Consider the following 22897-nt stretch of genomic DNA (forward strand, 5'->3'; position numbering starts at 1 on the left):
AACTGTGGTTCCACCGTTGCCTGACCTGGGCCGGGCGTGGTGGTGTTGTTATTGTGTTGTGGTTTTTGTTCCCTGGAACAACTATACCGGTAAGGGTTTGTTGTCTGGGAACCACATAGTGGACGCAAGCAGTCTTGTTTTCTTTTTTACCGCCGTTGGTGTGAACGTCTTTTGACGCCGTTCACCGGTGGTGTGTGGTGTAAGTTATCGGCCTATTAGTACCGGTCAGCTTCACGAGTCGTTGGTCCTCGCTTCCACATCCGGCCTATCAACCCAGTGGTCTGGCTGGGGGCCTCTCACACACAAGGTGTATGGAAATCTCATCTCGAAGCGAGCTTCCCGCTTAGATGCTTTCAGCGGTTATCCCATCCGAACGTAGCTAATCAGCGGTGCACTTGGCAGTACAACTGACACACCAGAGGTTCGTCCGTCCCGGTCCTCTCGTACTAAGGACAGCCCTTCTCAAATTTCCTGCGCGCGCAGCGGATAGGGACCGAACTGTCTCACGACGTTCTAAACCCAGCTCGCGTACCGCTTTAATGGGCGAACAGCCCAACCCTTGGGACCTACTCCAGCCCCAGGATGCGACGAGCCGACATCGAGGTGCCAAACCATGCCGTCGATATGGACTCTTGGGCAAGATCAGCCTGTTATCCCCGAGGTACCTTTTATCCGTTGAGCGACGGCCATTCCACAATGTACCGCCGGATCACTAGTCCCGACTTTCGTCCCTGCTCGAGATGTCTCTCTCACAGTCAAGCTCCCTTGTGCACTTACACTCGACACCTGATTGCCAACCAGGCTGAGGGAACCTTTGGGCGCCTCCGTTACTTTTTAGGAGGCAACCGCCCCAGTTAAACTACCCATCAGGCACTGTCCCTGACCCGGATTACGGGCCGAAGTTAGATGTCCAAAGTGACCAGAGTGGTATTTCAACGATGACTCCACCCGGACTGGCGTCCGGGCTTCCACGTCTCCCACCTATCCTACACAAGCCACTCCGAACACCAATACCAAACTATAGTAAAGGTCTCGGGGTCTTTCCGTCCTGCTGCGCGTAACGAGCATCTTTACTCGTACTGCAATTTCGCCGAGTTTATGGTTGAGACAGCGGGGAAGTCGTTACTCCATTCGTGCAGGTCGGAACTTACCCGACAAGGAATTTCGCTACCTTAGGATGGTTATAGTTACCACCGCCGTTTACTGGGGCTTGAATTCTCAGCTTCGCCTTGCGGCTAACCGGTCCTCTTAACCTTCCAGCACCGGGCAGGAGTCAGTCCGTATACATCGTCTTGCGACTTCGCACGGACCTGTGTTTTTAGTAAACAGTCGCTTCCCCCTGGTCTCTGCGGCCCCTGCACGCTCCGGACAGCAAAGTGTCCATCACGCTGGGGGCCCCCTTCTCCCGAAGTTACGGGGGCATTTTGCCGAGTTCCTTAACCATAATTCTCTCGATCGCCTTAGTATTCTCTACCTGATCACCTGTGTCGGTTTGGGGTACGGGCGGCTGAAACCTCGCGTCGATGCTTTTCTCGGCAGCATAGGATCACCGAATCCCCCCTCACGGGGGTCCCGTCAGATCTCAGGCATCATGAACGGCGGATTTGCCTACCGTTCGCCCTACATCCTTAGACCGGGACAACCATCGCCCGGCTCGGCTACCTTCCTGCGTCACACCTGTTAATACGCTTGCCTCCCGGGATCAGGTCCCGCGCTCCACCAAAACCCGCACATCCCGAAGGACGATCGGGCAGGTTTCGGGCGGTTAGTGTCCCCCGTTCGGCATGGACGGTTTTTCACCGGTACGGGAATATCAACCCGTTGTCCATCGACTACGCCTGTCGGCCTCGCCTTAGGTCCCGACTTACCCAGGGCAGATTAGCTTGACCCTGGAACCCTTGATCATTCGGCGGACGGGTTTCTCACCCGTCTTTCGCTACTCATGCCTGCATTCTCACTCGTGTGGGCTCCACCGCTGGTTTACACCGCGACTTCACTGCCCACACGACGCTCCCCTACCACTCCGGACGCCTGAACCAACCCACAAGGGGCGGCTTGGCTGTTGTCCGAAATCCACAACTTCGGCGGTGTACTTGAGCCCCGCTACATTGTCGGCGCGGAATCACTTGACCAGTGAGCTATTACGCACTCTTTTAAGGATGGCTGCTTCTAAGCCAACCTCCTGGTTGTCTTCGCAACTCCACATCCTTTCCCACTTAGCACACGCTTAGGGGCCTTAGTTGGTGGTCTGGGCTGTTTCCCTCTCGACTATGAAGCTTATCCCCCACAGTCTCACTGCTGCGCTCTCACTTACCGGCATTCGGAGTTTGGCTGACGTCAGTAACCTTGTAGGGCCCATTAGCCATCCAGTAGCTCTACCTCCGGCAAGAAACACGCAACGCTGCACCTAAATGCATTTCGGGGAGAACCAGCTATCACGAAGTTTGATTGGCCTTTCACCCCTACCCACAGCTCATCCCCTCCATTTTCAACTGAAGTGGGTTCGGTCCTCCACGACGTCTTACCGTCGCTTCAACCTGGCCATGGGTAGATCACTTCGCTTCGGGTCTAGATCACGCCACTGCAACGCCCTGTTCAGACTCGCTTTCGCTACGGCTTCCCCACACGGGTTAACCTCGCGACGTAACACTAACTCGCAGGCTCATTCTTCAAAAGGCACGCCGTCACAGCTACTTGTGATTACTCACGGCTGCTCCGACGGATTGTAAGCACACGGTTTCAGGTACTGTTTCACTCCCCTCCCGGGGTACTTTTCACCTTTCCCTCACGGTACTGGTCCGCTATCGGTCATTAGGGAGTATTTAGGCTTATCAGGTGGTCCTGACAGATTCACACGGGATTTCTCGGGCCCCGTGCTACTTGGGATACCTCCCAGGCGGTGCACAACATTTCGGTTACGGGGCTCACACCCTCTACGGCCGGCCTTTCAAGACCGTTCACCTATGTCCACACTCTCACCTTCCCAGCCCGGCAGAGCTGGTATGGAAAGTCCCACAACCCCGACCATGCAACGCCCGCCGGCTATCACACATGGAACGGTTTAGCCTGATCCGCGTTCGCTCGCCACTACTGACGGAATCACTATTGTTTTCTCTTCCTGCGGGTACTGAGATGTTTCACTTCCCCGCGTTCCCTCCACGCACCCTATGTGTTCAGATGCGGGTCACCACGTCGCCTTGCGACGCGTGGCGGGGTTTCCCCATTCGGACACCCTGGGATCACAGTCCGGTTATCGACTCCCCCAGGCTTATCGCAGATTCCTACGTCCTTCTTCGGCTCCTAATGCCAAGGCATCCACCGTGTGCTCTTAAAAACTTGACCACAAAAGATCAAAAACTACTTCACGAGAGAACCACGGAAACCACACCGCAACCAGCCACACCCGAAGGCACAACCAAGTCCACGGCACAGATCCAGGTTCATATTCTTGGAAATTGCTTCTTATAAAAGATGCTCGCGTCCACTATGTAGTTCTCAAACAACAACCCCGTACCCCACACCCCACACACACCCCCAAGGGGCTCCGTGCATGATCGGCGCGGCCAGGAAACCAGAAACAAACGTCCCGCACCGCACACCCGCCACCGACAAAACGGGAACAGGCATGCGCCGCGGTCCTGTTGCCTCAGGACCCAACAGTGTGCCAAACACTACCCGGCAGCATCAATCCGGTGACGTTCCAGGACCCTCCCCGAAAGGAGTGTCCGTACTTGTTACCGGCCCGTGCCGCCAGGCACCTATTCGTTGATATTCCACCCGTGAGCACCCGCCGCAGAACAATCGTCTGCGCAGCGGGCATATACTCCTGACAGACTCTCGCACCCCGCATACACGGGACAGACAGCCTGTAGGTGCTCCTTAGAAAGGAGGTGATCCAGCCGCACCTTCCGGTACGGCTACCTTGTTACGACTTAGTCCCAATCGCCAGTCCCACCTTCGACAGCTCCCTCCCACAAGGGGTTAGGCCACCGGCTTCGGGTGTTACCAACTTTCGTGACTTGACGGGCGGTGTGTACAAGGCCCGGGAACGTATTCACCGCAGCGTTGCTGATCTGCGATTACTAGCGACTCCGACTTCATGGGGTCGAGTTGCAGACCCCAATCCGAACTGAGACCGGCTTTTTGGGATTAGCTCCACCTCACAGTATCGCAACCCTTTGTACCGGCCATTGTAGCATGCGTGAAGCCCAAGACATAAGGGGCATGATGATTTGACGTCGTCCCCACCTTCCTCCGAGTTGACCCCGGCAGTCTCCCATGAGTCCCCGCCACTACGCGCTGGCAACATGGAACGAGGGTTGCGCTCGTTGCGGGACTTAACCCAACATCTCACGACACGAGCTGACGACAACCATGCACCACCTGTGAACCGGCCGCAAGCGGGGCACCTGTTTCCAGGTGTTTCCGGTCCATGTCAAGCCTTGGTAAGGTTCTTCGCGTTGCATCGAATTAATCCGCATGCTCCGCCGCTTGTGCGGGCCCCCGTCAATTCCTTTGAGTTTTAGCCTTGCGGCCGTACTCCCCAGGCGGGGCACTTAATGCGTTAGCTACGGCGCGGAAAACGTGGAATGTCCCCCACACCTAGTGCCCAACGTTTACGGCATGGACTACCAGGGTATCTAATCCTGTTCGCTCCCCATGCTTTCGCTCCTCAGCGTCAGTTAATGCCCAGAGACCTGCCTTCGCCATCGGTGTTCCTCCTGATATCTGCGCATTTCACCGCTACACCAGGAATTCCAGTCTCCCCTACATCACTCTAGTCTGCCCGTACCCACCGCAGATCCGGAGTTGAGCCCCGGACTTTCACGGCAGACGCGACAAACCGCCTACGAGCTCTTTACGCCCAATAATTCCGGATAACGCTTGCGCCCTACGTATTACCGCGGCTGCTGGCACGTAGTTAGCCGGCGCTTCTTCTGCAGGTACCGTCACTTTCGCTTCTTCCCTACTGAAAGAGGTTTACAACCCGAAGGCCGTCATCCCTCACGCGGCGTCGCTGCATCAGGCTTGCGCCCATTGTGCAATATTCCCCACTGCTGCCTCCCGTAGGAGTCTGGGCCGTGTCTCAGTCCCAGTGTGGCCGGTCACCCTCTCAGGCCGGCTACCCGTCGTCGCCTTGGTGAGCCATTACCTCACCAACAAGCTGATAGGCCGCGAGTCCATCCAAAACCGCCGTAAAGCTTTCCACCCCCCGCCATGCGGCAGGAAGTCATATCCGGTATTAGACCCGGTTTCCCAGGCTTATCCCAGAGTCAAGGGCAGGTTACTCACGTGTTACTCACCCGTTCGCCACTAATCCCCCCAGCAAGCTGGGGATCATCGTTCGACTTGCATGTGTTAAGCACGCCGCCAGCGTTCATCCTGAGCCAGGATCAAACTCTCCGTTGAAGTAAAACAAAAACAGACACAACCAACACCCCCGGGAAAACGGGAGAAGAAGGCTGCACAAAATTTGAAACCAGCCAAAAACACCAGACCACACCACGGGGTGGCACGGTCCGGCAAATTCAACCAATCCATATAAATAAATTGGTATCAACAAACTTGGCACACTATTGAGTTCTCAAACAACAGACACACCCGGCACCCCCACAACCATCTATCGGTCGAGGATCGCTCCGGAGCAACTTTCCAAACTTACCCGGTCCCGTGGAGCTTTGCAAATCAGCGTTTCCGTGATTTCCATTTCCACGAGGTGGGTCCCCGCCCGTATTTAGAGCGCAAATTTGCGTACCATTTTCCAGGCTGTTCATCAGGGGGTCGGTCGCTATCTTTCCGCTTCAGCGGCGGCGACTCGAATGACTTTACACGCCCGGAACACCCGGCGCAAATCCACCCGGTTTGTGCTCGCCCCGCCCCCAAAACTGCCGGATTCCCGGGGAATTCGGAGTCTACCGGCACATCCCAGAAGGCGTTGGTCCCGTGTCGGGCTGCTGTGCAGTGGGTCACATCTGCTGAGTGAGCCCTACAGCCCTACCGGTCTCCCAGCAGCGCCTGCACCTGCAGCAGGAACTTCAGGCCGCCGTCGGACAGGTCTTTCTCCGAACGCAGGAAAGGCACGCCGGTCGCTGTCAGTTGGAGGCACTCAAGGGACCGCCGCACCTTGTGGTCAATTTCCCACGCCCACTCCTCGGGAATCGCGTCTCCGGAGCGGTTGATGAAGCCGCCGGCCTGGAACGCGCTGAGGATGACCTCGGTGCGGCGGGTGAGCGGAGGCGCGAAGCCCTCGAGGTACCAGCGGGCCGCAAGCCGAGTCATGAGCTTCACGGCGTCGTGCTCCGGGCGGCCTATTGTCTCCACCATGAGGTTCCAGAGCTCGTCCGGTTCGCCGAGGCCGAGTTTCCCCTTCGGCCCGAGCACCAGCCTGCCGTTCCGCTTGCGCAGCAGCCTCCAGTCCTGCAGGTGCTGGCGCAGGTTCAGGACATTCCTCGCGTTAATCTCGCGGTTGCCCTTGCCCAGCAGTTCGTCGTGCCAGCCGAGCTCGTCGAGGGTGCGCCGGACCATCGCCGGTTTCAGGTAGCCGTCCTTCGTCAGCTCCAGCCCCTCCCCCGCGGCGTTTTCCAGCAGCCACAGGATGGGGCGGAGCACGGCGTTGCGCTCCTCCGGGGTAACGGGCTGCGGCCACAACTTCAGACTCAACAACGCCAGGCGCCGGCTGGCGGCGTCGAGGTCGAACGCCCCGACGTCGAACGCCGTGGCCCTCTCACCCGTGATGCCGGAGAACCACATTTCGGCGTCGTGGAATTCGGCGTGGTTCCTGTCCGCGAGAATCTCGGCCAGCCGTGCGTAGCCGCCGGGCCCGCCGGAGTCCTCCACCGGTCCCCGGTTGGCGCCATCAACGCAGGCGATCGTCGCCTCGGAGAGCATTGCCGGCCCCATCAGCTCCACAGTGTGCGTCCACGCGTCGCCGAAGTCGTATTCGTACTCCAGAGATGTGGGTCCGGCCTGCTGCGCATCCAGGAGCTCAAAAAGCACGACGCCGGAGGCCGGCTCCGCATCGATGTCCTCAGCCGCCTCGTCCGGGCCGACGATGACGCGGGGCTCGCCGTGGCGGTCGATGCCGCGAATCCCGTAGACGTGCCGGTCATGCCAGCCGAAGGCGCGCTGGATGGCCAGGTGGAACTCCGGGACAGTGATGGTTTCCGGGACAAGGAGGCGCCGCCAGATCTCCGGTTCGGTGCCTTCGATGCTGACGCGCAGATAGTAGGCAGGGACGGGGACGGGGACGGTGACGGTGACGGCAGCTTCCATGCTGGCCATTGTGCCAGAGCCCCGGTTGAGCCTGTCCCCCGGTGATTGAGCTTGTCGAAATCAGACGGGTCGAATCGCCACAGGTAGGGCTCGCCGAAAGCCCTGTCCCGCCGTCGGCCGCTTGACCGCTTGACCGCCGAAATGCTGCAGGGCCCTCCGCAGCCCAAGCGCACTTCGACTACCGGGCTACCTAAACCCCGGTCAGCGGGCCGGAATGGCGTCCACGAATGCAACCTGGGCCGAATATTGCTGATAGAGCTTCACTGCGTCGTCGATGGCAATCTGGCCGAAGCTCAAAGCTACTTGCAGCCCTTCCAGCTGCGCGCTGCAGGTCTCCGCTGCGCTCACCCTGTCCGCCAGCGAATGGGACGTGGCAAAATTCGTGGCCAGCGCCGCGGCGACGGACAGCACCACCGCCAACAGACACAGGACGCGCCACACCACCGAGTCGTCGCTCAGGCCGAAGACTCCCGCGGCCGCTTCGGTGAACCCCGTGCCCCCGACGGCGGGGCCGGCCGTCAGCGCGGCGGCCAGCGCGCTTCCCACAATGCTGATGTTGGCGAGTCGGTTACGTCGCGGTCTTTCCCTGCCGAGATAGGAGCGGATGGCTTGTTGCTTCTCGTCGATGCGGGTGGACAGCCTTTGCCGCGTATCGGATGTGTCGTCCATGATCTGGTCCCAGCTTCCCTCGCCGATCGTGTCAGCACGCTTGGAAGGTGACCCGCCTGCCGGCGGTCCGCCGGCTTCCCGCGGCCAAGGCGGTCGCTCCCGGCCCTGTCGCCGCTCTCCTCCCGAAACGCGCACACGTTTAGGATGCTCCCGCGCCACTGCCGTGTCCAGACAGCCGGCCCAGACAGCCGGCCCAGACAGCCGACGTCGGCGCTGCCCGCCGTAGGCTTCTGGCGGACTCCTGCCGCCCCGCAGACCAAAGACCACCGGGACGACGGGCATGACCCCCGTCTCCGGGTACTGGAGACGGGGGTCATGCCCCGGCGGCTAACGCAGGAACGAACGCTCGGACGCGTACGGTTCGCTGGGAAGGTCACCCGCCGTCCACGGCCGGGTTGACGGCACCGCCTGCGTGTGGCCCCGGCCGTCCCGGCGGACGGCGACGATCGTGGCCGTGACTACGGGAGCCACTACGACTGCGAGCAGGACGATGAGAAACAACATGATGATGCACCTCTGCGGGAAATGGAGTTGATAGTAGGGGCCGGTCCTCCGGGCTGATCCTGTGCAGCTGCGGTCCAGATTCACGGCTCTTGTTGGGTGATTTCACTCTGCCGGGCGTGCGTGTGAGCCAGCGTGTGACCGGCAGATTCTTGCGGCAGATTCGCTCGCGACGCCGCGGTGTGGCGGCGGTAGCATGACTCGTATGGCCGACACTTGGGTCCGGCTCCTCGGTCCACCCAGGATTGAGTCCGCCGGCACCGATTCCCGGCAGCCCCGGGGCCGCAAGGCCTGGGCTGTGTTGGCCTACCTCGCGCTTCAGCCGGATGGCGCCGGCCGGGCGCGGACCGCTTCCGTTCTGTTCCCCGACGCCGAAGATCCCCTCGGTGCATTGCGCTGGAACCTGTCCGAGCTGCGGCGGACCCTCGGCGCTGATTCAATTTCCGGTGATCCTTTGCGCCTCGTGCTGCCGCCGCAGTGGCTTTGCGATGTCCTGGCAGTCCTGGACGCACCCGGCAAAAGCCCCGGCGGTGAATTCGATCCCCGGCGGTTCGATGGCCAGCTCTTGGAGGGGCTCGCCTTCGCAGATTGTCCGGTGTTCGAGTCCTGGCTGGAGGACCAGCGGCATCGGCTCGAGAACTGCGTGCAGACGCTGCTCTATGAAGCGTCGCTGGCCGCGTTGGCGGCAGGCGGGGCGGACGACGCCGTCGACCTCGCCACCCGCGCGCTGCGCACGGATCCGTTCAACGCCGACTGCCACGCCGTGCTGGTCAGGGCGCTGGTGTCCCTGGGCGAGTACCGGCGGGCGCGGGAACAGGCCGATAAGTGCCGGGACCTCTACCGGCGGGAGCTCGGACTCGGGCTGCCTGTGGAAGTCCGGCGGGCCCTGTTCGCCGCGGGCCCCGCTGCCGAACCGGAACTCCCGGCAAGTGTGGCAACGGTGCGCTCGTACCTCGACGCCGCCGCAGCTTCCCTTTCGGCAGGTTCCGTGGACCGGGGGCTGGATCAGTTGCGGCTCGCCGTCGAGCTGGCCCAACGGACGGACGATAGTCACCTTCTCGCCGAATCTTTGGTGACGCTGTCCGGGGCGCTGATCCATCAGGCCGGCGGCCGCGGCGCCGAGGTGGCCGATCTCCTGCACCGTGCGCTGCAATCCGAGGGGCAGCCCGGGATCTCGCGGGTGGCGGCGGCCGCCTACCGGGAACTGGGCTATTTGTCGGTTCAGCGCGGCGTTCCGGACCGTGCGGCCGGCTGGCTGGACCAGGCCGCCAAGGCTGCGGACGGGTTCGCCGATGAACAGTCGAGAATCCTGGCCATCAGGGGCATGGCGGCCTCGGACACCGCAAACTACGAGGAGGCTCTGGCTGCCTTGGCAGAATCCGGGAGGCTGGCCGCCGCGGCCGGCAGCCGACGTCAACTGGCGTTCAGCGAGGCCCTGACCGGTCGCGTGCATCTGCTGCGGGAGGATCTGGACCTGGCTGCGGGAGCCCTGGACCGGTCCCTGGACCTGATCGCGGCTGAACACTGGACGGCGTTCGAGCCGTTCGTCGCGGGACTCCGGGGTGAGACCTACCTCGCCGTCGGGCGGCTGGACGAGGCCGCTGCCTTCATTGACCGCTCCTGGGTCATGGCCGATCTTGCCGGTGACCATTGCTACATGGCCCTGGCCGCGGGTGCCAAAGCCAGCCTCAGTGTGGCGCGGGGAGATCCGGCTGCCACGGAAGCGTGGCTCAAGCGCGGCCTCGCCACCAGCCCGTGGTACCTCTGGTACACGGCTCGGCTGCTGGACACGGCGTCGGAAGTCGCCATTGCAGCCGGCTCGACCCGTGCCGAGGACTATGTCGGCCGCCTGGGTACGATGGCCAGCCGCAGCGGGCTGCGGGAACTCGTTGTCCGGGCGCACTCCCACCGGGCGGTGCTGGGCGATGCGGCGGCCGGCGAGGCCATTCCGTGGCTGGCCAAGGACATCGATAACCCGGCCCTGGACGCGTATCTGGCCCGGAGGGGGCAGCTTTGACGCCTGGTCAAAGTACGACGGCGGTCGCGGGCCGCCGTCGTCGTCGCCCGGTGGTCGAGCCTGTCGAAATCAGCACACCCGGGTTAACAAAAGTCCGGGGTTAACAAAAGCAGGGCCCGTCAAAGACGGACCCTGCTCGAAACCTTGCGGCCCCGGACTCGTGAAGAGTTAGCTAGAAGCTAAGTCTTAGAGAGCCTGGATGTTTACGGCCTGCGGGCCCTTGGGGCCCTGCTCGGTCTCGAAGGAGACTTTCTGGTTCTCTTCGAGTGAGCGGAAGCCGGAAGAGGCGATCGCGGAGTAGTGTGCGAAGACGTCCTGTGAGGAGTCATCGGGGGAAATGAAGCCGAAGCCCTTTTCAGCGTTAAACCATTTGACGGTACCAGTAGCCATTATTTTTTGTCCTTCGTGAAGGTGGAGGAAAAGTCCCGACTTTCGGGTCCTCCGGTGTGGGGTGTTCAAAACCGCTACTTCAGAAGAACAGGGTCTTTCAACCTTGCGTACTGCCTGAACTACCAAAATACAAACACAACAACGGTCTCTACTGTACACGAGATTCTCGCGGCCCGTTCCCACCAGGTGATCACCGCCCCTTCTACGGCGGCATATCGGACGGGAGACGTAGGTCAAAAATCGGCCGCCAGGGATGCCGCGCGGCCCCGTTTTAATCCCTGTTGTAACCGGTCCCGCTCTGCCATTCTTAGAAGGAGTAAAGGAGAACAATGATGGATACGGAAGCACGCCGGATCGTTGTAGGCGTTGACGGATCGGAGTCCTCAGTCGCCGCGTTGCGCCTGGCGGCCCGGCTGGCACCGGCGCTCGAGGCGCAGGTGCACGCAGTGCTGTGCTGGAATTTCCCCCAGATCTACGCAGGTTATGTCCCACCGGATTTCGCTGCCTTCGAGGGCGCCGCGGCCCGACGACTTTCCGAGGTCGTGACGAAGGCCTTCGGGACCGAAGCCGCCCCCGATGTCACTACCAAACTGGTGCGGGGGCCCGCTGCAGAAAAGCTCGTTGAAGAGGGCTCCACGGCCCAGATGATCGTGGTGGGACGCCGCGGCCACGGCGGCTTCAGAGGCCTGCATCTGGGGTCGGTGAGCTCCGCCTGCGTATTGCATGCCGAATGTCCTGTTGTGGTGGTACATGAGGAGGTAACACACGAGTCCCATCGGCGGAAGGAACGCAAGGCCCGGGGCGAACACTCGGCTCAGCACTAATCCTCCACTCATCTGGTGCCCGCCGTAGAGCGCTGGCTTGGATGCAATCGGCTGCTCCGCAAGTGCCGTTTTGGGGGTCCAAAAGGGCAGGTACGGAGCAGTCGATGCAAGGGTAATGGTGGTCGGTGCATGGCAGGCTGGCCTGGCCATGAGCTACTGGCTCAACCGAAAGAAGTCAGCGGCTCGCCTTAGGCTAGTGATGGTACGCACCAACCACCACGCTGCTCAGGAATCAGATGGACTACTACGCAATCGACAAACTGCGTGAGAACCATGCAGGATGGTCCCTGCTCCGCGCCCAGAACGCCCCGCTGGCAGTGTCCTTCTTCATGGCGGCATTCACCGGGCCCAACCAGCGCAACATCGGCCGCCAGCAGCTGATCGATGTCCTGGACGATGTGCTTTTCGGCCTCAACGAGGCCTTCGGCGAGGATAAGTTTCCGCGCGCCGCCGCGGAATACCTGGATGACTGGGCCGCCCCGGAGAAAGCCTGGTTGCGGAAGTACTACGTCCCCGGCCAGGACGAGCCCCGCTACGATCTGACCGCGGCGGCGGAGGATGTGGTCCGCTGGGTGGAGAGCCTGCGCGGCCGGGACTTCGTCGCCACGCAGTCACGGCTCACCAGCATCTTCGCCGTCCTCAAGCAGCTCGTGCAGCAGTCCGAGACGGACCCTGAGGTCCGGCTCGCCGAACTCCAGCACCAGCGAGACGCGATCGACGCCGAGATGCAGCGCATCCGGGACGGCAACATCCGCGTCATGAGCGCCCCGGAAGCCCTGGACCATTTCCAGCAGCTGACCGCCCTGGCCAAGGACCTGCTCTCGGACTTCCGGGAAGTCGAACAGAACTTCCGCAAGCTGGACCGCCAAGTCCGCGAACAGATCGCCACGTGGGACGGGACGCAGGGCGAGCTGCTGGCCTCGATCTTCGCCAACCAGCAGGACATCAGCAGCTCCCTGCAGGGCCGGACGTTCCAGGGCTTCTGGGACTACCTGATGTCCCCGCAGTTGCGCACCGAACTCCAAGACCTGCTGCAGCGCGCCACCCAGATCGAAGCCCTCGCAAAACTGGACAATCTGCACGCCGTGGCAAATCTGCACCAGGACTGGCTGCCCGCCGTCGAGCAGACCCAGGCGACGGTTCGCCAGCTGTCCCAGCAGATGCGCCGGCTCCTCGACGACAAGGTCTTCCTGGAAAACAAGCGCATCATGCAGCTGATCCGGAGTATCGAGTCCGGTGCGCTGGGCACCCGAGAGGCGCCGCCGTCGGGCGTTTTCATGGAAGTCTCCGCACCGTCCGTGGACGTCGCGCTGCCGTTTGAACGCCCCCTTTACGAGCCGAGCCGGAGGATCATGGTGGATGACGACGTCGTTGCCGCCGACGACGCCGACGTGGACGCCGGTGCCCTGTTCAGCCAGTTCCACGTGGACAAGGAGCGGCTCAAGTCCAATGTCGACGCCGTCCTGGCCGAAGCCGAGCAGGCCACCCTGGCGGAGATCACCGCTGCCTACCCGCTGTCCCAGGGCCTGGCCGAAATCGTCGCCTACTACCAGCTGGCCACCGAGTCCGAGTGGGCCGGCATCAACCCCGAGGCAAGCCAGCAGTTGTCCTGGCAGCTGCCGGACGGAAGCATCAGGGAAGCGACCATTGACCAGATCATCTTTGTGAGGCCCGCATGAACCCAGCGAACCCCGCCGAAATCCAGGCAACTAGCGCACAGGATACCCGCACGCCGGAGGAACTCCCCGGCGTCGTCACCCGGCTCTTCAAAGGGGTGGTCTACGCCGAAGCCGACGAAAAGATCTGGCAGTCGCTGCTGGGACTGGCCTCGCATGTCCGCGACTACGTTGCCGTGCTGGGGCTGGACCTGATCCTGGACGAGTCCGAGGGCTACGCGTTCCTGAAATCGCGGGAGGACCCTGACGGAACGCTCCCCCGGCTGGTCCCGCGGCGGCAGCTGACCTTCAACGTGAGCCTGCTGCTGGCCCTGCTGCGCGGCCGGATGCTGGAGTTTGACACCAACAGCAGCGAACTGCGCCTCATCATGACGGAGCAGGACATCGCGGACATGGTCTCCGTCTTCCTGCCCGAATCCAGCAACGAGGCCCGCATCCTGGACCAGCTCGGCGCCAACATCAAGAAAGTGGTGGAGCTCGGTTTCCTGCGGAAACTGCGCGGCCAGGCGGACACCTATGAGGTGGCCCGCATCCTCAAGGCCTATGTGGACGCCCAATGGTTGGAGGAGTTCGACGCGCGGCTGGCGGACTACCGCGCGTCGCTCACCGAAACACCGCTCGCCGGCGCTGAGGTAACGGAGGTGGAAAGCAAATGACCACAGAACTGGCCAACACTGAAATGCAGGACAGCCTTTTCAGTCTCGATGAAAAAGCGGACGACGCCGGTACTCCCCCGGGATTCCGGCTGCACCGTCTGGAGCTGCTCAACTGGGGCACCTTCCACCAGGGGATCCGCACGTTCCGCCTGGACGGCTCCAACAGCCTCCTCACCGGTGACATCGGCTCCGGAAAGTCCACCGTGGTGGACGCCATCACCACCCTGCTGCTGCCCGCCAACCGGATCGAGTACAACAAGGCCGCGGGCGCGCAGAAGAAGGAACGCACCCTGATGTCCTATGTGCGGGGCTTCCACAAGAGCGCCCGGAGCACCGGCGGTGAATACTCCAAACCGGTGGCCCTGCGCGGGACAGGCCAGCTCACGGTGGTGCTCGGCGTGTTCCACAACGCCGTGCTGGGCAAGTCGGTCACCCTGGCCATCACGCTGTGGGCCATGCAGGAGGCGGGCCAGCCCAACCGCTTCTACTCCCTGGCAGAGACCGATCAGTCCATCGCGGAGGACTTTGCGAACTTCGGCCAGGACCCGGCCAAACTGAAGAAGAAACTCCGGGCCGCGGGCGTCGCCGTCCATGATTCCTTCGACCCCTACGCCGCGGCCTTCAAGCGGCAGTTCGGCATCAGCGGGAACCAGGCCATGGACCTGTTCCACCGCACGGTGTCCATGAAGCAGGTGGAGAACATCACCCACTTCGTCCGCACCAATATGCTGGAGGAAGACGACGTCGCCGCCCGGATCGGCAACCTCATCCACCACTTCGATGACCTCAAAAAAGCCCATGACGCGGTGCTGCGGGCCAAGGACCAGATCACGCTGCTGACGCCCATCAAGGACGGCGCGGCCCAGCATGCCCGGCTGAGCCGCGACGACGAGCTCGCCCGCAGGCAGCGCGACCAGCTGCATCCGTGGTTCACGGACCAGCGGCTGAAGCTGAGCCTGGAACACCAGAAGGAACTGCAGAACACCGGAGTCCGGCTGCAGGAGGACAGCAGCAAACTCGCCACCGAAATCACCCAGCTCCGCCATGACCTTTCCGCGGTCAAGGAGGACATCCGCACCAACGGCGGCGGCCGGCTGGCCGCCATCGACGCCGAAGCCACCCGGCTCGGCGAGGAATCAAGGAGCCAGCGGGCACGCTTCGAGAATTACACCGCTGCGGCGGCGGACCTTGGCCTGCGGGTCCCGGAGGACCGGGTGCTCTTCGACGCCAACCGGGCCCGGCTCAGCAAAGTGGAAACGGAGCTCGGCGCCCGCTCGGATGAGCTGCAGGACAGCCGCACCGAGCTGACCATGACGCGCACGGCGCTGACGGAACATGCGGGCGACATCGCTGCCGAGCTGACCAGTCTGCAGTCCCGCCCCAACCTGCTGCCGCGCCCCCAGCTGGAGCTCCGCCGTCGTTTGTGTGACGGGACCGGCATCAAGGAGACCGAGCTGCCGTATGCCGGCGAGCTGCTGCGCGTCCGCGACGGCGAAGGCGCGTGGGAGGGTGCCGCGGAACGCACGCTGCACGGCTTTGCGCTCTCGTTGCTGGTGCCCGCCGAGCACTACGCCGCGGTGAGCAGCTGGGTGGACGGCAACAACCTCCGCGGCCGGCTGGTGTACCTGAAGATCGGCGAATCGTACGCGCCGAAGGCGGCAGAACCGGGGACACTGGCCGCGAAGATCGCCATCAAGCAGGGCACACCGTTCCGCGATTTCCTGCTGGACGAGCTCGGCAGCCGGTACGACTACTTCTGCTGCGAGAATCTCGCGGACTTCCGCCGCTACCCCAAGGCGCTGACCGCCAACGGCCAGCTCAAGGGCGGCCGCGGCCGGCATGAGAAGGACGACCGCCGGGACCTGGCGGACCGGCGCAACTACGTGCTCGGCTGGGACAACCACGACAAAATCAGCCGCTTCCGCGCCGAGCAGGATGAGGTCAAGGGCCAGCTCAGCGTCATTGCCGGCCAGCTCGTCAAGGTCAATGCCTCTCTGGGCGCGCTCGGCCGGCAGAACCAGCAGCTCGGCACCATCCGCTCGGTGGCCGATTTCGCCGAGATCAGCTGGCAGCTCACCGCCCGCCGGATCGAGGACCTCAAGGCGGAGAAACACGAGCTGGAGTCCACCAGCGATGTCCTCCGGCAGCTCACGGCCAAAGAGGCCGAGGTGTCGGAGCGGCTGGGGCGCCTCGAGTCGCGGGCGGATGACGTCCAGCGCCGGATCGGATCCAATGAGGGTGCCGCCAAGGACATCGCCGAGGCGATCGAGGAATGCCGCGGGATTCTCGCGGAGACTCCCCTGGCAAACACTACACAGGCGGACGACGCCGGCGTGCTGGCCGCCGTCGCCAAGCTCGCTTCCGCTGAGCTCGGCGACAAGCCGCTCACCTATAAGAACACCGGCACCGTGGAAAGCGCCGTGCGCTCCGGGCTGACGGACATCATCGATGCCCTGTCCAAACGGATCGCCCGGGCGGCGGAAACCACTGTGCGGCTGATGGCTGATTTCCGCAACAAGTACCCGAACGAGACCACCGACATCGATGCCGCGCTCGAGGCGGCCGGGGACTTCAACCGGCTGCTGGAGCAGCTGGTCAGCAACGATCTGCCCCGGTTCGAGGCCCACTTCAAGGAGTCGCTGAACCAGAACACCATCCACGAGGTGGTGGCGTTCAACGCGTTCCTGGACAGCCGCCGGCAGGACATCGTGAACCGGATCGGTGAAATCAACCTCTCGCTGGCCGGGATTGAGTACAACCCCGGCCGCCACATCCAGCTGGAGCACCAGAACACCACGGACCTGGATGTGCGCCAGTTCGGGATGGATCTGCGCGCGTGTTCGGAAGGGACCATCGGCGACGAGGACCAGTACTCCGAGCAGAAGTACCTGCAGGTGGAGCGGCTGATCGAGCGCTTCCGGGGCCGGGACGGCTACACCACGCTCGACGAGCGGTGGACCGCCAAGGTCACGGATGTGCGGAACTGGTTCACCTTTTCCGCCTCGGAGAAATGGACCGAGACCGGCGAGGAGTTCGAGCATTTCACCGACTCCGGCGGCAAGTCCGGCGGCCAGAAGGAGAAGCTCGCCTACACCATCCTCGCCGCGGCCCTGGCGTTCCAGTTCGGGCTGGGCTCCGGCAAGAGCGCCGGCAAGAACGCGGGCAGCGGCCGGAGTTTCCGGTTTGTGGTCATTGACGAGGCGTTCGGCCGCGGGTCCGATGAATCCGCGCGCTACGGCCTGGAGCTCTTCCAACGGATGAAGCTCCAGCTGCTGATCGTCACTCCCCTGCAGAAGATCCATGTGATCGAGCCGTTTGTGTCGCACGTGGGATTCGTGGCCAACACCAACGGCGACGATTCGCAGCTGCGCAACATGACCATCCAGGAATACCGGGACGAGCGGGACCGGCGTGCCCGCTGACGCATCAGCTGGGCAGCGGCGTAACTGGACCACGCTGGCGGGGCTGCGTTCACAGTCCCGTACCGCCTGGGACCGTGGCCAGCTGCTGCGCGAACTGCTGGAGCCCACGGGCGCCTATCCTCGCCGTCGTTCTTTGAAACGCCCGACGGCGGCCGAATTGCGCAACGACTATGCAGCCGCGCGGGCGTGGGCAGCCGAGCTGTCCGCCGCGACGGGGCCTTACAGTCTGGAAACCGTCGACGTCGGCCGCACCACCATCGGGTCCAACCAGCTCCCCGCAGCGGCAGTTTTTGCCACGGTGGAGGATGAAATTGCCTTTGCCGGAAAGACGCGGGATGCATCCCTGTTCCGCAAGCTGGCAACCGAGCTGTCCGGGCTCGACCCCGCACTGCGCGGCTGGGCGCTGAAACGGCCGCTGCAGCTGCTGGGCCTTGGCGGTGCGGCGTTGACGGCAGCTCAGGTGGCCCTCTGGCTTCGGGACAACCCTGCGCCGGGCATCTACGCGCGTCAGTTGAGCCTGCCCGGCGTGCACACGAAGTTCATCGAGACCCACCGGCGGGTCATCGACGAAATGGAGGCAGTGCTGCTTGCGGGTGCATCGGCGGCGGCAACGGTGGAGGCTGAGCCGGAGGCGCTCAAGGAGGCATCCCACGCATCAGACGATTCCCCCGACCTAGCCGATTCGCCGGACGCCGTACTGGGCGCTGGGGCGGCTCGCACCCCGGCGGCGCGCTTTGCCCTGCGGCATGGCTTCCTGCACCCGCCCGAGCGCGTACGTTTCCGGTTGCTGGACCCGGAGACCCCATTGCTTGGTGGCCCCGATGATGTCACGGTGACGGCTGAAGCGTTCGGCGCGCTCCGGCTGCCGGTCCATACGGTGATCGTCACCGAAAACCTCGTCAATTTCCTGTCCCTGCCGGAACGGCCGCGCACTCTGGCCATCTTCGGTGGCGGTTACGGCTTTCTGGCGCTTCGAGATGCGGCCTGGCTGCGGGACTGCGACGTCCTCTACTGGGGCGATCTGGATACGCACGGCTTCCGGATCCTCGATCAGCTCCGATTGGTGCACCCACACGTGGCCAGCGTGCTGATGGACGAGGCGACCCTGCTCGCGCACCGCGACGCCTGGGGCAGCGAACCGTCCCCGTCGCGGGCCGCGCTGACCAGGCTGACGGACGAGGAAGCCATCGTCTACAAGTCGCTGGGCAACGACGGCTATGGACCGGCCGTCCGCCTCGAACAGGAGCTGATCCGCTGGGACTGGGCGCTGGAGCGGCTCCTGCCCTAACGCTGACAGCGGCCGGTCTGAACATATACGTCGGCCCCGGCACCAACGGGGAGGACGCCGCCTACAGTGCCGCCTACAATGGCTACACAGTGGGTATCAGTACCCGTCAAAATTGGTTGAATGCGTTTGATTCATGAAAAGTATTTCTCGCAGATCCCTGATTGCCGCCGGCCTCGGTGCCGGCATCGTCGTCGCATTGCCGGGGTCATCCGTGACCAGCCCCTCAACCGCAGAGGATGCCGGGCTCCGGGCAGACCCGTTCATGCTCGGCATCGCGTCAGGCGAGCCGTGGCCGGACGGCTTCGTGCTCTGGACCCGGTTGGCGCTCGACCCCCTCGCCGAAGACGGACTGGGCGGCATGCCCTCCCGCAGTGTCCCGGTGGCCTGGCAGGTAGCCGAAGACGCCGCTATGCAGAATGTGGTGGCCCGCGGCGTTGAGTACGCCCACATTGCGAACGCCCACTCGGTCCATGTGGAATTGCGGGGGCTGAAGCCGGGCCGCGAGTACTTCTACCGTTTCCGCAGCGGACGTCACATCAGCCGCACTGGCCGGACGCTCACGAGCCCCGCACCGCATGAGACCCCGGCAGCGCTCGCGATGGCCTTTGCCAGCTGCGCAAAGTATGAGGATGGCTATTTCACGGCCTACTCGCGCCTGGCCCAGGACCAACCGGATCTGGTGCTGCACCTTGGTGACTACATGTACGAGCGCCGCAACGGCAACCGCCTCGTCGCCGGCAGAAACCGCCGCAATCTCGACGGACCGGAGACCGTCACGCTTGAGAGCTACCGTCAGCGCCATGCGCAGTACAAGTCCGACGCCGATCTGCAGGCTGCGCATGCGATCGCACCGTGGCTGGTGGTCTGGGATGACCACGAGGTCGACAACAACTATGCGGGCGAAATTCCTGAGGACAGGGACCCGGCCGAGATGGACGACACCGCTGAGCGCTTCCGGCTGCGCCGGGCCGCGGCGTTCAAGGCCTACTACGAGAACATGCCCCTGCGCGCATCCTCCGTTCCGGCCGGGGCGGACATGAAGATCTACCGCACCATCCAGTGGGGTCAGCTGGCCAACTTCCATATGATGGACACCCGCCAGTACCGGGACGATCAGCTCGCCGGCGACGGCTGGAGGAAGAACGTGACCCGGCGGCTGGGCGAGCACCGCACCATCACCGGCGCCCAGCAGGAGAAGTGGCTCCTGGACGGCTTCAAGAACTCCACCCAGCGCTGGGATTTTCTGGGCCAGCAGGTCTTCTTCGCCGAGCGTGACCGTAACCAGGCCACCAATATCGACGACGTGTCCATGGACGGCTGGGACGGCTACGCGGCATCGCGCCGTCGGATTACCCGGGGCTGGGTGGACGCGAACGTGCGCAACGCCGTCGTACTCACCGGGGACGTGCACCGGCACTGCGCCAACGACGTCAAGGTCGATTACAAGGATCCGGCATCGCCGGTGGTGGGCTCGGAGCTGGTGAGCACGTCCATTTCCTCCTCCGGCAACGGTTCCGGCTCCACGGTCGATCCGACCATGGCGTGGAACCCGCATCTGAAGTTCTACAACAATCAGCGCGGCTATGTGAATACCCGGATCACCAAGGACTCCCTGAAAGCGGACTTCCGGGTGCTGGACTACGTCACGAAGCCGGGATCCCGCGTCAGCACCAAGGCATCGTTCCAGATCAACGACGGCGTCCCGGGCCTCCAGCCCCGCGCGTAGCGTCAGCGCCGTCACGGCGGGCTAGCAGGCGATCCACCAGCCCGCAGAATTTCGTCGCCGCCTGCAGCAGGTGCAACCGGGCGAAAGGGGCGCAGATCCCCTCGCCCGGCCACCAACTCAGATTGGAACGACGACGGCGGACGTACGTCACGTCCGAAGACGCCGTCAGTGTGGGCGAACGGCAGCCGCTCCCCTAAGAGGGCGGCGCACCGCCGTCGGGCAAGCCTCGCTTGTCCGACAAACGTGTTAGACGTGAAGTAGGCTTGATTTCCCGAAGACCACTAAGCGAGGCATAACGTGCACGAGGACGCCGTCCGGTTCTTGTCCCAGCCGATTGCGGCCCAGGCCGGCTCTCCGCTCCGGGTTGCCGTATACTCACGGATCGCGGAGGCAATCCGCAACAACCTCCTGCAGCCCGGCTCGATGCTCCCCACGGAGACCGAACTCGGCACGGGCATGTTGGTCAGCCGCACCGTGGTCCGCGAGGCCCTCATGCTGCTTGAGGAAGACGGCCTCATCAGGGCCCGGCGCGGCGTCGGCCGGTTTGTCTCCGACACCCTCCCCCGCATCGGGATCGAGCGCATCCGGCCCTTCGAGGAAGTCCTCGGCGGCCCCGGACAGCAGGTGGAAATCAAGCGGGTCCAGGTGGTGCGCCAGCCGGCCTCCGAATTCGCGGCACCCGGCGTGGGCATCGCTCCCGGCGAAGACTGCTGGCTGTGGGAGTCTGTGCTGATCCGCGACGGTGAGCCCGTCGCGCACCTGCAGGAAAACATCTCCGCCCTCCCCGTCAGTTTCGGCGGCCGTGCCGCCGCGCCACTGGAAATCAACGACGACGGCGGCACCACCCTGCTCGCCGCCCTCAACAAGGCGGGTGGTCGGGTCTTGGGGCCCGGCGAGTGCCAGATCAGCCTGAGCCAGGTGGGGCCCAGCCGCGCCAAGCTGCTTGACCTGCGCGCGCCGGATCCGGTCCTCGTGCTGACGCAGTACGTCAGACACGCGAACCGGCCCCTTTACCTGGCGAAATGCCTCATCGCTGCACGCGCCGGGCATCTGTCCGTAATCCAGTCCCTCCAGTCCTGAGTACATTCAAGCTAAGGAGTACGGACGGCCTTGTCTGCGTTCACGCGGCCATATGCCCAGTAGGTGCCAGTGCCGGGAATCTTGTCGGCGGTTGACTCGACGTTGGCGCGGACTGATGTCTGCGTGGCGCCGGAATGTGAGCTCCAGGCAAGCGCGGCAACGCCGGCGACGATAGGTGAGGCCATTGAGGTACCGCTGGCGACGTCATAACCCTGAGAGCGGCCGTTCTGGGTACCAAGGTAGAACGGGTGGTTCGGGAAGGTCGAGTACACATTGACCCCGGGCGCTGCCACATCCACCACCTTGGCTCCGTAGGTTGAGAAGGATGCTTTGGCGTCGGTGTTATCGGTTGCGGCGACGGCAATAACGTTTGCATATGCGCCTGGGTAGATCTTGGACTGAGTACCGGTGTTGCCAGCTGCGGCAACTATCACAGCACCTTGATTCCATGCGTTATTGACGGCAGTTTCGAGGGTCTGTGATGAAACGCGCAGTCCGAGGCTCATGTTGATAACCTTGGCACCATTGCTGACGGCCCAGTTGATGCCATTTGCAATGCCGGAGGTAGAGCCAGACCCGCTGTCATTAAGAACTTTGCCATCCAGGATCGTGCAATCCGGGCACACACCAGCGACACCAATCGTGTTGTTGGCGATGGCGGCAATGATGCCGGCGACGTGGGTGCCGTGGCCGTAATTATCTTCACTGGTTGTCGCATCACTGAAGTTGGCGCGTGCCACAACCTTTGGTGCGATGTCGGTGTTGTCGCTTGCGACACCTGAATCGAGAACAGCAACTTTAGTGCCGGTACCGGTCGTGACGTTCCACGCTTCGACGGCGTCGACATCAGCGTCCACTGTGCCCCCGGCTACCGCTAGTCCGCCAGCAGTATTAGTAAATGATTGACCATTGTTTTGCAGAGCGTACTGGCGAGGGAAATACTCGTCAGCTGTAGCGGCAGTAACGAGCTCGTCCGGCTCGGCGTACTCAACCGCCGGGTTCCGGCTTAAGGCTTCGATGAGTTGAAGTTCTTTACCAGCCGGTACTTTGATGAGGTGAGCGCCAGTGCTGCCGATACCGGCGCCCTGGCTGAGGCCATGCTGGCGTAGTACGCCGGCTGCCGCGCCATTGTCGCGGAATTTGACCATGATTTGCCCCGCGATGGGTGATGACTGGGTCCCCGCGCTGCTCGTGGTCACCGCGTTGCTCGGGGCTGCTAACGTGATTGCGCCGCAGCCTATGACTACCGCGGCGAAGCTAGCTATAGCGATTTTTTTCATAAAGAGCATCTTGCTTCAATCTGCACCAGCTAGATAGTGCTTGTCGGCAAATTACGTGTCGGCTGTCCCCCATGAAGCGTTGCGTGACGGGCACTC

General features: G+C 63.0%; 13 protein-coding genes and 2 rRNA genes. 8 read left to right on the forward strand and 7 right to left on the reverse strand.

What is annotated here, in order from left to right:
* Window positions 1-194 precede the first annotated feature (194 nt).
* From ACQCSY_RS04185 to ACQCSY_RS04205, 5 genes are all read right to left on the reverse strand, one after another.
* Window positions 195-3342 (reverse strand): 23S ribosomal RNA (locus ACQCSY_RS04185).
* 541 nt (window positions 3343-3883) lie between these two features.
* A 16S ribosomal RNA gene (locus ACQCSY_RS04190) occupies window positions 3884-5409 on the reverse strand.
* Together the 16S and 23S rRNA genes form the textbook arrangement of a ribosomal RNA operon.
* A gap of 585 nt (window positions 5410-5994) precedes the next feature.
* Window positions 5995-7272, reverse strand: coding sequence for a plasmid pRiA4b ORF-3 family protein (locus ACQCSY_RS04195; protein ID WP_427133441.1), 1278 nt, complete (start codon window positions 7270-7272; stop codon window positions 5995-5997).
* Window positions 7273-7473: 201 nt separating this feature from the next.
* Window positions 7474-7941: a hypothetical protein gene (locus tag ACQCSY_RS04200; protein WP_427133443.1), complete on the reverse strand. Its 468-nt coding sequence runs from the start codon at window positions 7939-7941 to the stop codon at window positions 7474-7476.
* A 327-nt stretch (window positions 7942-8268) separates the two neighbouring features.
* A complete protein-coding gene (locus ACQCSY_RS04205) occupies window positions 8269-8445 on the reverse strand; it encodes a hypothetical protein (protein WP_427133444.1) in 177 nt (58 codons plus the stop codon).
* A 202-nt stretch (window positions 8446-8647) separates the two neighbouring features.
* Between ACQCSY_RS04205 and ACQCSY_RS04210 the strand changes: the two genes are divergently transcribed.
* On the forward strand, window positions 8648-10459 hold the full coding sequence (locus ACQCSY_RS04210) for a BTAD domain-containing putative transcriptional regulator (RefSeq protein ID WP_427133446.1): 1812 nt from the start codon (window positions 8648-8650) through the stop codon (window positions 10457-10459).
* A 186-nt stretch (window positions 10460-10645) separates the two neighbouring features.
* On the opposite strand, the gene ACQCSY_RS04215 is transcribed toward ACQCSY_RS04210, so the two are convergent.
* A complete protein-coding gene (locus tag ACQCSY_RS04215) occupies window positions 10646-10849 on the reverse strand; it encodes a cold-shock protein (protein ID WP_024365339.1) in 204 nt (67 codons plus the stop codon).
* Window positions 10850-11178: 329 nt separating this feature from the next.
* On the opposite strand from ACQCSY_RS04215, the gene ACQCSY_RS04220 reads away from it, so the two are divergent.
* From ACQCSY_RS04220 to ACQCSY_RS04250, 7 genes are all read left to right on the forward strand, one after another.
* Window positions 11179-11673, forward strand: coding sequence for a universal stress protein (locus ACQCSY_RS04220; RefSeq protein ID WP_427133448.1), 495 nt, complete (start codon window positions 11179-11181; stop codon window positions 11671-11673).
* A 236-nt stretch (window positions 11674-11909) separates the two neighbouring features.
* On the forward strand, window positions 11910-13352 hold the full coding sequence (locus tag ACQCSY_RS04225; protein ID WP_427133450.1) for a DUF3375 domain-containing protein: 1443 nt from the start codon (window positions 11910-11912) through the stop codon (window positions 13350-13352).
* Complete coding sequence (locus ACQCSY_RS04230; RefSeq protein WP_427133452.1) at window positions 13349-14005, forward strand: DUF4194 domain-containing protein; 657 nt, start codon at window positions 13349-13351, stop codon at window positions 14003-14005. The genes ACQCSY_RS04225 and ACQCSY_RS04230 overlap by 4 nt, the downstream gene beginning before the upstream one ends.
* Window positions 14002-17427, forward strand: coding sequence for an ATP-binding protein (locus tag ACQCSY_RS04235; protein ID WP_427133454.1), 3426 nt, complete (start codon window positions 14002-14004; stop codon window positions 17425-17427). The genes ACQCSY_RS04230 and ACQCSY_RS04235 overlap by 4 nt, the downstream gene beginning before the upstream one ends.
* Window positions 17417-18715 carry a Wadjet anti-phage system protein JetD domain-containing protein gene (locus ACQCSY_RS04240; RefSeq protein WP_427133456.1) on the forward strand — a complete coding sequence of 433 codons (1299 nt, stop codon included), beginning with the start codon at window positions 17417-17419 and terminating at the stop codon, window positions 18713-18715. The genes ACQCSY_RS04235 and ACQCSY_RS04240 overlap by 11 nt, the downstream gene beginning before the upstream one ends.
* 133 nt (window positions 18716-18848) lie before the next feature.
* On the forward strand, window positions 18849-20441 hold the full coding sequence (locus tag ACQCSY_RS04245) for an alkaline phosphatase D family protein (protein WP_427133458.1): 1593 nt from the start codon (window positions 18849-18851) through the stop codon (window positions 20439-20441).
* A gap of 297 nt (window positions 20442-20738) precedes the next feature.
* A complete protein-coding gene (locus tag ACQCSY_RS04250; protein WP_427133460.1) occupies window positions 20739-21521 on the forward strand; it encodes a GntR family transcriptional regulator in 783 nt (260 codons plus the stop codon).
* Window positions 21522-21532: 11 nt separating this feature from the next.
* On the opposite strand, the gene ACQCSY_RS04255 is transcribed toward ACQCSY_RS04250, so the two are convergent.
* Complete coding sequence (locus ACQCSY_RS04255) at window positions 21533-22801, reverse strand: S8 family serine peptidase (protein ID WP_427133462.1); 1269 nt, start codon at window positions 22799-22801, stop codon at window positions 21533-21535.
* Window positions 22802-22897: the final 96 nt, after the last annotated feature.

The organism is Pseudarthrobacter sp. S9 (assembly GCF_050156545.1).
Classification (GTDB): Bacteria; Actinomycetota; Actinomycetes; order Actinomycetales; family Micrococcaceae; genus Arthrobacter.